General features: G+C 61.3%; 11 protein-coding genes. 9 read left to right on the forward strand and 2 right to left on the reverse strand.

All coding sequences use genetic code 11. The features are described 5' to 3' along the window. The first annotated feature begins 97 nt into the window (after window positions 1-97). A complete protein-coding gene (locus tag J1G35_RS08805) occupies window positions 98-955 on the forward strand; it encodes an SDR family oxidoreductase (RefSeq protein ID WP_223014663.1) in 858 nt (285 codons plus the stop codon). A 193-nt stretch (window positions 956-1,148) separates the two neighbouring features. Here J1G35_RS08805 and J1G35_RS08810 read toward each other — a convergent pair whose 3' ends face one another. Next, complete coding sequence (locus tag J1G35_RS08810) at window positions 1,149-2,063, reverse strand: tyrosine-type recombinase/integrase (protein ID WP_223014665.1); 915 nt, start codon at window positions 2,061-2,063, stop codon at window positions 1,149-1,151. Between the two features lie 106 nt (window positions 2,064-2,169). Further along, on the reverse strand, window positions 2,170-2,982 hold the full coding sequence (locus tag J1G35_RS08815; protein WP_053129849.1) for a hypothetical protein: 813 nt from the start codon (window positions 2,980-2,982) through the stop codon (window positions 2,170-2,172). Window positions 2,983-3,417: 435 nt separating this feature from the next. Here J1G35_RS08815 and arnC point away from each other — a divergent pair, with 435 nt between their 5' ends. The 8 genes from arnC to J1G35_RS08855 are packed head-to-tail and all read left to right on the forward strand — an operon-like array spanning window position 3,418 to window position 12,735. After that, window positions 3,418-4,455, forward strand: a complete 1,038-nt coding sequence (gene arnC / locus J1G35_RS08820; protein WP_053129847.1) for an undecaprenyl-phosphate 4-deoxy-4-formamido-L-arabinose transferase — start codon at window positions 3,418-3,420, stop codon at window positions 4,453-4,455. Beyond that, window positions 4,452-6,443: a bifunctional UDP-4-amino-4-deoxy-L-arabinose formyltransferase/UDP-glucuronic acid oxidase ArnA gene (gene arnA, locus J1G35_RS08825; protein WP_223014667.1), complete on the forward strand. Its 1,992-nt coding sequence runs from the start codon at window positions 4,452-4,454 to the stop codon at window positions 6,441-6,443. The genes arnC and arnA overlap by 4 nt, the downstream gene beginning before the upstream one ends. Further along, on the forward strand, window positions 6,443-7,327 hold the full coding sequence (gene arnD / locus J1G35_RS08830; RefSeq protein ID WP_223014669.1) for a 4-deoxy-4-formamido-L-arabinose-phosphoundecaprenol deformylase: 885 nt from the start codon (window positions 6,443-6,445) through the stop codon (window positions 7,325-7,327). Before arnA ends, arnD begins: the two co-directional genes overlap by 1 nt. Next, window positions 7,324-8,979 carry a lipid IV(A) 4-amino-4-deoxy-L-arabinosyltransferase gene (gene arnT / locus J1G35_RS08835; protein WP_053129841.1) on the forward strand — a complete coding sequence of 552 codons (1,656 nt, stop codon included), beginning with the start codon at window positions 7,324-7,326 and terminating at the stop codon, window positions 8,977-8,979. The genes arnD and arnT overlap by 4 nt, the downstream gene beginning before the upstream one ends. Next, a complete protein-coding gene (gene arnE, locus J1G35_RS08840; protein WP_053129835.1) occupies window positions 8,976-9,323 on the forward strand; it encodes a 4-amino-4-deoxy-L-arabinose-phosphoundecaprenol flippase subunit ArnE in 348 nt (115 codons plus the stop codon). Before arnT ends, arnE begins: the two co-directional genes overlap by 4 nt. Then, entirely contained in the window at window positions 9,320-9,733 is a 414-nt protein-coding gene (arnF, locus tag J1G35_RS08845) for a 4-amino-4-deoxy-L-arabinose-phosphoundecaprenol flippase subunit ArnF (protein WP_223014672.1), read from the forward strand. Before arnE ends, arnF begins: the two co-directional genes overlap by 4 nt. Further along, window positions 9,730-11,109, forward strand: a complete 1,380-nt coding sequence (locus tag J1G35_RS08850; protein WP_053129829.1) for a UDP-glucose/GDP-mannose dehydrogenase family protein — start codon at window positions 9,730-9,732, stop codon at window positions 11,107-11,109. The genes arnF and J1G35_RS08850 overlap by 4 nt, the downstream gene beginning before the upstream one ends. A gap of 3 nt (window positions 11,110-11,112) precedes the next feature. Next, on the forward strand, window positions 11,113-12,735 hold the full coding sequence (locus J1G35_RS08855; protein ID WP_223014680.1) for a phospholipid carrier-dependent glycosyltransferase: 1,623 nt from the start codon (window positions 11,113-11,115) through the stop codon (window positions 12,733-12,735). Window positions 12,736-12,890: the final 155 nt, after the last annotated feature.

Genomic DNA, 12,890 nt, shown 5'->3' on the forward strand with positions numbered 1-12,890 from the left:
GTACCACTCGTCGGGCCTGGCCGGCATCCATTACAACTATCGCCGGCCATGAAACTACTAATCCCATAGCACCGCTCGAAACCTATGGAGATTGGAAATGACTGACTACCCTCGCCCGCCCTTCGCCCCTCAAGCGCAAAACGTGCCCGGTACCCAGCGCAAAATGGACCCGTACCCGGACTGCGGGGAACAGAGTTACAAGGGCTCCGGCCGGTTGGCCAACAAAATCGCCTTGATCACCGGTGCCGACAGCGGCATCGGCCGTGCGGTGGCCATCGCCTTTGCCCGTGAAGGCGCTGACGTCGCCATCGCCTACCTGGACGAACACGAAGACGCCAGGGAAACCGCCCGCTGGGTTGAGGAAGCAGGCCGCCAGTGCCTTTTGCTGCCCGGCGATATCGCGCAAAAAGCCACCTGCCAGGCGCTGGTCGACAAGACCGTAGAACAGTTTGGGCGCATCGACGTGCTGGTGAATAACGCTGCGTTCCAGATGACCCACGAGACGCTCGAAGAGATCGAGGATGAGGAATGGGTCAAGACCTTCGATATCAACATCACTGCGATGTTTCGCATCTGCAAGGCTGCCCTGCCCCATATGAAAGCCGGCAGTTCGATCATCAACACCAGCTCGGTCAACTCCGACATGCCTAAGCCGACCCTGCTGGCTTATGCCGCCACCAAGGGCGCAATCGCCAACTTCACCGGCGGCTTGGCGCAGTTGCTGGGCAGTAAGGGCATTCGCGTCAACAGTGTGGCACCGGGGCCGATCTGGACGCCGTTGATCGTGGCGACCATGACCGACGACGACGTGAAGAGCTTCGGCAGCGAAACCCCGCTGGGCCGCCCTGGGCAACCGGTGGAAGTGGCGCCGATTTATGTGCTGCTGGCGTCGGATGAGGCCAGCTATATCTCGGGGTCGCGCTATGCGGTCACCGGTGGCAAACCCATTCTCTAAACCGGCCCCTCTTATCAATATTTGTGTGGCGAGCGGGCTTGCCCCGCGTTGGAGCGCGTAGCGCTCCCAATCAAGGACGAATGCGGTGTACCTGATATTCCGCAGAGACAGGTTTTGGGGCTGCTGCGCAGCCCAACGCGGGGCAAGCCCGCTCGCCACAGGGGTTCGCGCTACGTAAAACGGCGCCGGTCGCCTATAAATCGAACCGATCCACCGCCCGCCTCCGCTCATTGTCGTCACGCACGTCATAGCTGGCGGTGGTCTGGATATTGGTGTGATGTGCGAGCTTCTGTGCAATCGACAGGTCATGTTCCTCGATCACGCGCGTAATGAACGAGCGGCGGAAATCGTGGGGCATGATCTTTACGCCCACCTGCTCACCGCGTTGGCGGGCGATGTAGTAAATCGCGTGCTTGGTGATACGTTCCCGGGTGATATGGCTGCCCCGGCGTATGCGGTTGAACAGGAAGCTATCGTCCTGTTCGCCGTCCTTGAGCTGTTCGCGCCTGAAGGCCAACCACGCCTGCAACTTGGCGAAGGCCCAGTCCGGCGCGTACTTGACCAGCTCCTTATTGCCCTTGCCGATCACCCGCAAGCTGCGCTCATCAAAGTTGATCTGCGCCAGGTCGAGGTTGACCGATTCCGACTTGCGCATCCCCGAGCCGTACAGGATGCCAATCACCGCCGCATCCCGCAGGCCTTGGGGGCGTGGATCGGCGGCGCAGACGTCCATCATTTCGCGGATCAACGTGCGCCGCAGGTTGCGACCCTGGCTGAGGCGAGTGCCAGGCGTGGCCTTGACCGTGCGCATCTTGAGCAGATGTTCCTGGCTGATCAGGCTCATGCGCCAGGCTTCATTCATCACCCCGCGCACCGCATTCACATACAAGGATGAGGTATTCGGCGCATAGCCGTCTTCGCGCAAGGCCGCCACCAGGGCGATGACGTGCTCGGGTTGCAGCAGGTGCCAGTCGATGTCTTCGAGGTTGATGTCCTCAAAGCCCAGGCGGTCGGCGGCGTCCTGCAGCACGTAGCGCATGGTCAGCTGGCTGGAGGGTGCCAGGCGAGTGAGGTAGAGGGTCAGTGGGTTGCGGATAGACTCAGTCAAGTTAGATCAGCCTTTGGATTAAATACCTCAAGCAAGCCTTTGTTAAATCAAGGTATTTAGTGAATTGGCAGAGCCGAGTCTAACGCACCAAGGCCATGACGCCAAATCATGGGGCAGTTTCGTCATCCTCGGCGGGTGCCTGGGGCTGGGTCAGGGCCTGGCTCCATTCGGCGTCCTGTTTCTGCATCAACGCGAACCAGTGCTGGCGCATGAATGCGAGATAGGCATCCGGCGCCTTGGCAAAATCCTTCTCATCGCCATAGCACCCCGGCAACGGCAACTCCGTGCCCTGCTCCTTGTACTGGCTGACCAGCGCCTGCTGCCCCGCCACACTGCAATCCTTGGGCAGCGGCATGCCGCGCAGTGCCCCGGCCTCTTCATCCCACCAGGCCGCGCCCACGCGATCGACACCGCGCAGGCGGTACTTCTGCGACTTGCCGACGTGCATGATCAGCTTGAATTCATTGGGGCTGACATCGCTGGTGCAGGTACGCGAATAACCTACGGTGGCCTGGGTGATGCCATCGCCGGTGAGGTCGGTGACCTTGGTCGCGGCCATGTCAAAGCGCAGCGCCGCATCGAATTCGCAATGCTGTACGTCGTCGTAGAGCATCCACATGCGCTTGGGGCGGTCGCCATCGATCAGGTATTGCGCCGCATAGACAAACGCCGACTGGGTGCCGTCGTCTTCGCGCTCGCTGACTTGCTCGGAGAGCACCAGCAGGTTCTTGCCTTGGCGGTCGTCCCAGGTATAGGCGGCGACCTGCCTGCCGCGCACTTCAACGCCCTCGGGCACTTGAGCGAGTGTGGTCAGTGCCACCCCATCATCTGCCCGTACGGTCGTGACGAAGGCTGCCGTCATCAACAATCCGATCAAAACGGGCCGCCATTGGCCGCCTATACGCTGCACGCTATTCATCCGAGTACCCTGGCAAGAGATGGCTTACTTTACCGGCACTTGAGGGCCAATGCAGAGAAGATTCTTCAATATAAATACGCAGCTGCCGGTCGCGCAGCGTTATCCCGCAGCCCGTGCGCATCAAGTCCGGCGCGCAACATGCAAACCGTTCCTGTTTCGCCCAATAAATAACACCCGCAGCGCCTTAGTTGTGTAGCTGAACACTAGCTGTCTACCTGTCAAATAAACGAGTTTTTCATCTGCCTTTCATATCTGTTCAACATTTTTGCGCTTAATCTTGGACGTGAAACTTCAGGGCAAAACTCGTAACACCAGCTAACCTGTTGATTACGTTTCAGCTTTAACCTCGTTTTTTTATCTGCGGGCTAGGCGCTCGCCCAACGATTGCTGATGTTTCCACGCTCCAAGTTGCTCTAACTCCGAGGTCATGAATCTTTGAAACCCTACCCTATTCATTGCGTGTCGATCGTTATCCCGGTCTACAACGAACAAGACAGCCTGCCTGAATTGCTGCGTCGCACGACAGCAGCCTGCAAGCAACTGGCCTACGAATACGAAATCATCCTGGTGGATGACGGTAGTCGCGACAACTCCGCCCAGATGCTCGAAGACGCCGCCGCTGAAGACGGCAGCAATGTGGTGGCGGTTATCCTCAATCGCAACTACGGGCAGCACGCGGCGATCATGGCCGGTTTCGAGCAGTGCCGGGGCGAAGTGGTGATTACCCTCGACGCCGACCTGCAGAACCCTCCCGAAGAAATCCCGCGCCTGGTGGAACAAGCCGCCCTGGGCTACGACGTAGTCGCCACGGTACGCAACAATCGCCAGGACTCGGCCTTTCGCCGCTGGCCTTCACGCCTGATCAACCTCGCCGTGCAACGCTCCACCGGCGTGGCCATGACCGACTACGGCTGCATGCTGCGCGCTTACCGGCGCACCATCGTCGACGCCATGCTCGCCTGCCGCGAGCGCAGCACCTTTATCCCGATCCTGGCCAACGGCTTTGCCCGTCATACCACCGAGATCCTGGTGCACCATGCCGAGCGTGAACACGGCGAATCCAAATACAGCGCCATGCGCCTGATCAGCCTGATGTTCGACCTGCTGACCTGCATGACCACCACCCCGCTGCGCCTGCTCTCCATCGTCGGCTTCAGCCTGGCCGCGCTGGGCGTATTTTTCGCCTTTGCGTTGATCGTGATGCGCCTGGCCTTCGGTGCTGACTGGGCCGGCGACGGTCTGTTCGTACTGTTCGCGGTGCTGTTCGTGTTCACCGGTGGCCAGTTCATCGGCATGGGCCTGCTGGGTGAATACCTGGGCCGCATGTACAGCGACGTCCGCGCCCGCCCCCGCTTCTTTATTGAAAAAGTGCTGCGCAACCAACCCGCAGCACCGGCACCCGTGGTCGTCGTTGACGGCCTGGTGTCCTCCCATACCACCACAACTTCTCCTTCCGATCAGGTTTCGTCATGAATTCAAAAGCCGTTGTCTTCGCTTACCACGATATTGGCTGTGCGGGCATTGAAGCCCTGCTGACTGCCGGCTACGACATTGCCGCCGTGTTCACCCATGCCGATGACCCCAAGGAAAACAATTTCTACGGTTCCGTCGCCCAGCTGTGCGCGCGCAACGGCATCCCGGTGCACGCGCCGGAAGATGCCAACCACCCGTTGTGGATCGAGCGCATTGCCAAGCTGAACCCGGAATACATCTTCTCCTTCTATTACCGCAACCTGCTGAGCGAGCCGCTGTTGGCCACCGCCAGCAAAGGCGCGTTCAACCTGCACGGCTCGCTGCTGCCTAAATACCGTGGCCGCGCACCGGCCAACTGGGTGCTGGTCAACGGCGAAACCGAAACCGGCGTGACCCTGCACCGTATGGTCAAGCGTGCCGATGCCGGCGCGATCCTGGCCCAACAGAAAGTTGTGATCGAGCGCACTGACACCGGCCTGACCCTGCACGCCAAACTGCGTGATGCAGCGACCAGCCTGCTGCGCGACGCCCTGCCGCAACTGGCCGCAGGCAAGCTGACTGAAACCGCCCAGGACGAAAGCCAGGCCACCTACTTCGGTCGTCGCACCGCTGCCGACGGCAAGCTGGAGTGGAAAAAACCGGCTGAAGAACTGTTCAACCTCGTGCGTGCGGTGACTCAACCGTACCCGGGCGCGTTCTGCGCCGTCGGTGAGCACAAGCTCATCGTCTGGCAAGCCGAAGTGGTCAAGGGCAATGAAGGCCTGGCGCCGGGCCGCGTGATCAGCGTCAACCCGCTGCGCATCGCCTGCGGTGAAGACTCCCTCGTGGTCAAGTTCGGCCAGCGCAACGACAACGGCCTGTATCTGGCCGGTCCGTCACTGGCCAACGAACTGGGCCTGGTCGACGGCTCCGTGCTGCGCGGTGCCGAGTCCGGCCGCAAGCCGCGCCGTACCCGCGTGCTGATCCTCGGTGTGAACGGCTTTATCGGTAACCACCTGTCAGAACGCCTGCTGCGTGACGACCGTTATGAAGTCTACGGCCTGGACATCGGCTCCGACGCCATCGAGCGCCTGCGCAGCCACCCGAACTTCCATTACGTCGAAGGCGACATCAGCATCCACACCGAGTGGATCGAGTACCACATCAAGAAGTGCGACGTGGTCCTGCCGCTGGTGGCCATCGCCACGCCAATCGAATACACCCGTAACCCGCTGCGCGTGTTCGAGCTGGACTTCGAAGAGAACCTCAAGCTGGTGCGCTACTGCGTCAAGTACAACAAGCGCGTGATCTTCCCGTCGACTTCCGAAGTCTATGGCATGTGCCAGGACCAGTACTTCGACGAAGACACCTCCAACCTGGTGGTTGGCCCGGTCAACAAGCAGCGCTGGATCTACTCGGTTTCCAAGCAACTGCTGGACCGCGTGATCTGGGCCTACGGCGCCAAGGGCCTGAACTTCACGCTGTTCCGTCCCTTCAACTGGATGGGCCCACGCCTGGACCGCCTGGATTCGGCGCGTATCGGCAGCTCCCGTGCGATCACCCAGTTGATCCTGAACCTGGTGGAAGGTACGCCGATCCGCCTGTTCGACGGTGGCGAGCAGAAGCGTTGCTTCACCGACATCGCCGACGGTATCGAAGCCCTGGCGCGCATCATCGATAACGACAACGATGCCTGCAACGGCCAGATCATCAACATCGGCAACCCGGAAAACGAAGCCAGCATCCGTCAGTTGGGCGAAGAGCTGCTGCGTCAGTTCGAAGCACACCCACTGCGCAGCAACTTCCCGCCGTTCGCCGGTTTCCGCGATGTAGAAAGCAAGGCGTTCTACGGCACCGGTTACCAGGACGTGGCACACCGCAAGCCAAGCATCGAAAACGCCAAGCGCCTGCTGAACTGGGAGCCGACCGTGGAAATGAGCGAAACCATCGGTAATACGCTCGATTTCTTCCTGCGTGAAGCCATGCTTGAAATTGCGGACAAAAAGTAATGGAGGCAGGTCTTCGCATCGACGTCGACACCTACCGCGGCACCCGTGAAGGTGTGCCACGGTTGCTCGAATCCCTGGATGAGGCCGGGGTAAAAGCGACGTTCTTCTTCAGTGTCGGGCCGGACAACATGGGGCGCCACTTGTGGCGCCTGATCCGCCCGCAGTTCCTGTGGAAGATGCTGCGCTCCAACGCTGCCGGCCTGTACGGCTGGGACATCCTGCTCGCCGGCACTGCCTGGCCGGGCAAGCCGATCGGTCGTGACCTGGGGCACTTGATGCGCCAGGCCAAGGCGGCGGGGCATGAAGTCGGCCTGCACGCCTGGGATCACCACGGCTGGCAGGCCAACACCGGGCGTTGGAGCGATGCGCAGCTGGTCGAGCAGATTCGACGCGGCGTGGAGACCCTGAGCGACATCCTGGGCGAACGCATCGACTGTTCGGCGGCCGCCGGTTGGCGTGCCGATGAGCGTGTGGTGCAAGCCAAGCAAGGTTTCAACTTTCGCTACAACAGCGATTGCCGGGGTACCAGCCTGTTTCGGCCGACATTGGCCGATGGCAGCGCGGGTACGCCACAAATTCCGGTGGACCTGCCGACCTTCGACGAAGTCGTCGGGCCGGTGGTGGCCGCCAAAGACTTCAACAGCTTCATTCTTGACCGGTTTGCCGCGTCGAAGCTCAACGTCTACACGATCCACGCAGAAGTAGAAGGGATTCTGATGGCCAACGATTTTCGCCAGTTGCTTGCCCAGGCAGGGCAGCGCGGCATTGATTTCAAACCGCTGGGCGACTTGTTGCCTGCGGACCTGACCACCCTGCCCCAGCAACACCTGGTGCGCGGCGCCTTGAACGGCCGTGAGGGTTGGCTCGGAGTGCAGCAGGCATGATCCGGCGTTGGGCCTTGCCCCTGCTCCTGTTGGCGTTCGGTGTGTTTTACCTGTTGCCGCTGGCCACCCACGGCCTGTGGATTCCGGATGAAACCCGCTACGCGCAGATCAGCCAGGAAATGCTGCTGACCGGCAAGTGGGCCTCGCCGCACTTCATGGGGATTCGCTACTTCGAAAAACCGGCTGCCGGTTACTGGATGATCGCGCTCGGCCAGGCGATCTTCGGGCAAAACCTGTTTGGCGTGCGCTTCGCATCGGCGTTGAGCACCGGTTTGAGCATCCTGCTGGTGTACCTGGTGTCGCGCCGTCTGTGGAATGACCCGCAAAAAAGCCTGGTCAGCACCGTGCTGTACATGAGCTTTGTCAGCGTGGCGGCACTGGGCGGCTACGCCAACCTCGACCCGCAGTTCACGTTCTGGGTCAACCTGACCGGCGTTGCCCTGTGGTTCTGCTTCGACAGCACCACCCGCAACGGCCGCCTGGGAGCCTGGGCGCTGCTCGGTTTTGCCTGTGGCATGGGCTTTATGACCAAGGGCTTCCTGGCGTGGCTGTTGCCGGTGTTGATCGCCCTGCCCTACGCGATCTGGCAGAAGCGCTTTCGCGAACTGCTCGGTTACGGCCTGGTCGCCGTGGTCGTCGCCATTGTTGTGAGCCTGCCGTGGGCCCTGGCCGTGCACCTGCAAGAGCCGGACTACTGGAACTTCTTCTTCTGGCACGAGCATATCCAGCGTTTTGCCGGCGAGGATGCCCAGCATGCCGAGCCATTCTGGTATTACCTGCCGCTGCTGGTCGCATTCTGCCTGCCGTGGGTTGCGCTGCTGCCGTCCACCCTGAAACAGGCGTGGCAGGAAAAACGCGCGGCGAAAACTGCCTTCCTGCTGCTGTGGCTGCTGATGCCGCTGGCGTTTTTCAGCCTGGCCAAGGGCAAGTTGCCCTCCTACATCATGCCGTGCCTGTTGCCGCTGGCGTTGTTGATGGGTCATACCCTGGCCGACAAACTGGCCCAGGCCCGTGGCCGTGTGTTGCGCATCAACGGCTGGCTGAACCTGGTCATCGGCGTGCTGGCCTTGCTTGCGCTGACGTGGTTCCAACTGAAAAAACCGGTGTATGAGCACGGCAGCGAAACCCTCAGCCTGGTGCTGGTGTTTGTCTTTCTGTTCGGCTGGATCGTTGCCAACCTGCTGCAAGCGTCACGCCCGCTGCGCTTGTGGGCAGCGCCGGTGGTCGGCAGTTGGTTGCTGGTGGCGTTGGTCCCGGCCGCACTGCCCCATTCGGTGGTTTACAACAAGACTCCGGACCAGTTCATCATCGATCACCTTCAGGAGCTGAGTCAGACCAGTGCCTTGCTGAGCAACGACCTGGGCGCGGCCTCCGCCCTGGCCTGGCGCGTCAAGCGCCCGGACGTGACCCTCTATAACACCGTCGGCGAAGTGAAATATGGCTTGGCCTTTGACGATGCGGCCCATCACAAGGTCGACACCACGCAAGTCCAACAGTGGATGAGCGACGCACGCAAACACGGCGCGGTCGGCGTGGTAATGCGCGTCAAGGGTGACGACGAACTCGCCGAAGTGGAGCTGCTGCCCAAAGACGGCAAGCGCTACGAGCAAGGCAATATCGTGATCCTGGTGTTCCCGCAGGTTGCGCCATGATCACGCTGTGCCTGTTATTGGCCGCCTGCCTGCTGACATGCATGGGCCAGGTCTCGCAAAAATTCGCCGTGGAAAGCTGGCGCGACCAGCCCGACGGTTGGGCGCTGAAGCTGCGCTCGCCGTGGCTGTGGTCGGCCCTGCTGTGCCTGGGTTTTGGCTTGCTGGTGTGGTTGCTGGTGTTGCAGCGCCTGGAAGTCGGCATCGCCTACCCGATGCTCAGCCTCAATTTCGTGCTGGTCACGCTGGTGGCGCGCTGTGTGTTCAAGGAACACATCGACACACGGCATTGGCTGGGTGTGGTGCTGGTGATTGCCGGTGTGGTGCTGTTGGGGCGCCAAGTATGAGCCGCGTGCGTGGTTTTGCCCTGGCCCTGGGCAGCGTTGGCCTGGTCAGCGCCGCCCAATTGGGCATGCGCTGGAGCATGACGCGCCTGCCCTTGCCCACCGAATGGCTGACGGCCTTCAACAGCAACGCCATCGACTTCGGAGCGTTGGGCGTGGTGAGCCTGGCGATCCTCGCCTATGCGTTGTCGATGCTCTGCTGGCTCGGCGCCCTCAAGCACCTGCCCCTGGGCCGCGCCTATTCACTGCTGAGCATCAGCTATGCACTGGTGTACCTGCTGGCCGCCAGCTTGCCGGTGTTCAACGAACATTTTTCCCTCTCGAAAACCCTGGGGGTGGCCTTGGTCATCCTTGGTGTGCTGGTCATTAACTCTCGTCGTGCTAGCGCTGCAAGCGCCAGGAATGCCCCATGAAAATCAGTGTATTTGGTAGTGGTTACGTCGGTCTGGTGCAGGCCACTGTGTTGGCCGAAGTCGGTCACGATGTCATCTGCATGGACGTCGATCAGAACAAGGTCAAGCTCCTGCAGCAGGGCCATGTGAGCATCTTCGAGCCGGGGCTGGCGGCCATGGTCAAGGAAAACCTGGAAAGCGGGCGACTGCGCTTCACCTTTGACGAAAAACTCGCCGTCGAACACGGCGAAGTGCTGTTTATCGCGGTCGGCACGCCATCGGATGAAGACGGCTCGGCAGACCTCAAGTACGTGCTGTCGGTGGGCGATGCCGTGTCCCGCCACCGCATCGAACCGGTGATCCTGGTGGAAAAATCCACCGTGCCGGTGGGCACCGGCGACACCCTGCGCGCCCACATCGAAAAAGCCCTGCACCTGGCCGGACGGCACCTGGAGTTCGATATCGTCTCCAACCCGGAATTCCTCAAGGAAGGCTCGGCCGTTGCCGACTGCCGCCGCCCGGACCGCATCATCATCGGCTGCGAGCGTGAAGAAGTGCGCGACGTGATGCGCGACCTGTACGCGCCGTTCAACCGCAACCATGACCGCATCATCTTCATGGACCTGCGCAGCGCCGAACTGACCAAATACGCCGCCAACTGCATGCTGGCCACCAAGATCAGCTTCATCAACCAGATCGCCGAGCTGGCCGAACACCTGGGCGCCGACATCGAAGCCGTACGCCTGGGGATCGGCGCCGACTCGCGCATCGGCTACCACTTTATCTACCCCGGCTGCGGCTACGGCGGCTCGTGCTTTCCCAAGGACATGCGCGCGCTGATCCACAGCGCCAAGCAGGCCAACTGCTCCAGCGACCTGCTGGAAGCCGTGGAAGCCATCAACCAGCGCCAGAAGAGCAAGCTGTTCGAACGGATCAATGCCTTCTTCCAGGGCAACCTGCGCGGCAAGACCTTTGCCTTGTGGGGCCTGGCGTTCAAGCCCAACACCGACGACATGCGCGATGCGCCCAGCCGCGTACTGATGGAAGCATTGTGGGCCGCCGGCGCCAGCGTGCGGGCGTTCGACCCGGAAGCCATGCAGGAAACCCAGCGCCTCTACGGTGACGAGGAGCGGCTGATGCTGATGGGCACGCCGGAATCCACCCTGGTCGGCGCCGATGCGCTGATCGTCTGCACCGAATGGCAGCAGTTCAAGGCCCCGGACTTCGACCTGATCCACCAGCGCCTGAAAACCCCGGTGATCTTCGACGGCCGCAACCTGTACGACGGTGAACGCCTGGCACGCAAAGGCTTCCAGTACTACCCGATCGGCCGTGGCGATTCCTGCCAGTTGCCGATTCCCCAGCAGCAGTGGGTACCTCAGGTCGTGGAAGCCTGATACGTGAACAAAGCTCAACCGTCCCTGCTCAGCCCAACGATTCGCCGCCAATCCCTCGGCTTGGGATTGCTGGCGCTGTTGTTGTTCATCGCCGGCAGTTGGCACCAGGCGATTATCGGTTTCGACTCACGTTTCGTGGTGTTTGCCCAGGAGATGCTACGGCACGGACCGAGCTTTTTCCCCACCACCTACGGCCAGCCGTATGCCGATTACCTGGCCACTTCGACGCTGATGACCTGGCTGCTGTCATGGCCACTTGGCCAGGTCACCAGCCTCACGGCCTGGCTGCCGACGGCCATGGCCTCGGCAGTGATCGTCAGCCTGGTGTATCGCCTGACGGCGCCCTACTCCCAACGCTGGGGCCTGTTGAGTGTTGCGGTGTTGCTGCTGAGCACCACCTTTATCAGCGAAACCCGCGCGGTGTCCCTGGACCAGATGCTCGCGGCCATTACCCTGGCGGTGTTCTACCTGGGTTACGCCCACGATCATTTCGCGGCGGGCAAACGCCTGCACTGGCTGTTCCTGCTGCTGATCCTAGGTTTCGCGATTCGCGGGCCGATTGGCCTGGTCGTGCCGACGGGCGTGCTGTGCAGCTACTACCTGATCAACCGGCAATGGCGTCAGCTGTTCAGTTTCGGCGGGCTGGCCCTGGCGCTGCTGGTGGCCTGTGTCGGCCTGCTGTTGCTGATGGCCAAGCTCAGTGGCGGCGAGAGCTTCATGCAGGATGTAATCCGCATGCAGTTCCTCGGGCGCATGGATGGCAGCGAGGGCTCCAGCGGTGCGTTGTATTACTTCACCAGCTCACTGGGCAACTACGCGCTCGCCTATCCCTTGGCCTTGTTGGTGCTGCTGGCGGTGGCAATCGGTGGCCGCCGTACCCCGGAGCCGGCCTTGCAGTTGGTGCTGTACTGCGCCGCGGCGGGGTTGCTGGTGATGCTGGGCCTGTCGATTCCCCAGGCGAAGAAGGCCCGCTATGTCCTGCCGATGTTGCCGATGGCGGCGATTATTGCGGCCTATCCCTTCTATGTCGCACAGGGTCGACTGTTCGCCTGGCTACGCGGGCTGATACTGGGGCTCTGGACGCTGCTGCCCGCGCTGCTGATCACCGGATTGTTGTTCGTGCGGCCACGCTATGCGCAACAGTTGAGTGATCTGGGAGTGGTCTTGGGTGTGCTGGGTGCGCTGCAGGTACTGGCACTGCTGGGGTTGTTCAGATCACGCCTGCGTCCGGTGATTCCGGCGTTTGCTGCAGTGTTGGCGGTGTGGGCCACTTATATCCTGGTGGTGGAGCCGCTGGAGCGCAGCCTGTATGACACCCGCACGTTTACCTTGCACGTTCACGAGCAGGTGATGCAGCAGCGGGCCCCCGTGGTATTGCACGGCTTGGGCAAAGACGCCAAGGCCATCAAATACATGGTCAACCTCGACTGCGATCAGGTACCGCTGTTTACCCAACAGGCCTCTGACCTGGCGCCGATCCAAGGGCCAGCCTGGCTGGTGATGAGCCAAGTGGATTTCGAGGCGCTGAAAGACCCGCGCTTTGCCGCTATCACCCCCACGTTGACCGGCGAGTTCGATCGAAACCCGTATGTGTTGCTGTACCTGGCCAAATCCACCCAACCTTGAGCAACGGCACAGAAAGATCCTACACAGCTATGCGTAATGGCTGGTGTCATTTCACTTTCACGCGCCTTAAGCCCAACTGTAGACTCGACGTCCACGTGCGGTAAGTATCTACCGCCCTGGACGATGGATTACAACAAGGACGCCAGGAGCTGCAG

The sequence above is a fragment of the Pseudomonas sp. SH10-3B genome (assembly GCF_019891415.1).
Lineage (GTDB): Bacteria > Pseudomonadota > Gammaproteobacteria > Pseudomonadales > Pseudomonadaceae > Aquipseudomonas.

What these genes read in the sequence shown, in the direction of transcription:
- J1G35_RS08805 (WP_223014663.1), top strand. Translation starts at nt 98, where the DNA reads ATGACTGACTACCCTCGCCCGCCCTTCGCCCCTCAAGCGCAAAACGTG.
- J1G35_RS08815 (WP_053129849.1), bottom strand. Translation starts at nt 2,982, where the DNA reads ATGAATAGCGTGCAGCGTATAGGCGGCCAATGGCGGCCCGTTTTGATC.
- arnA (WP_223014667.1), top strand. Translation starts at nt 4,452, where the DNA reads ATGAATTCAAAAGCCGTTGTCTTCGCTTACCACGATATTGGCTGTGCG.
- arnD (WP_223014669.1), top strand. Translation starts at nt 6,443, where the DNA reads ATGGAGGCAGGTCTTCGCATCGACGTCGACACCTACCGCGGCACCCGT.
- arnT (WP_053129841.1), top strand. Translation starts at nt 7,324, where the DNA reads ATGATCCGGCGTTGGGCCTTGCCCCTGCTCCTGTTGGCGTTCGGTGTG.
- arnE (WP_053129835.1), top strand. Translation starts at nt 8,976, where the DNA reads ATGATCACGCTGTGCCTGTTATTGGCCGCCTGCCTGCTGACATGCATG.
- arnF (WP_223014672.1), top strand. Translation starts at nt 9,320, where the DNA reads ATGAGCCGCGTGCGTGGTTTTGCCCTGGCCCTGGGCAGCGTTGGCCTG.
- J1G35_RS08850 (WP_053129829.1), top strand. Translation starts at nt 9,730, where the DNA reads ATGAAAATCAGTGTATTTGGTAGTGGTTACGTCGGTCTGGTGCAGGCC.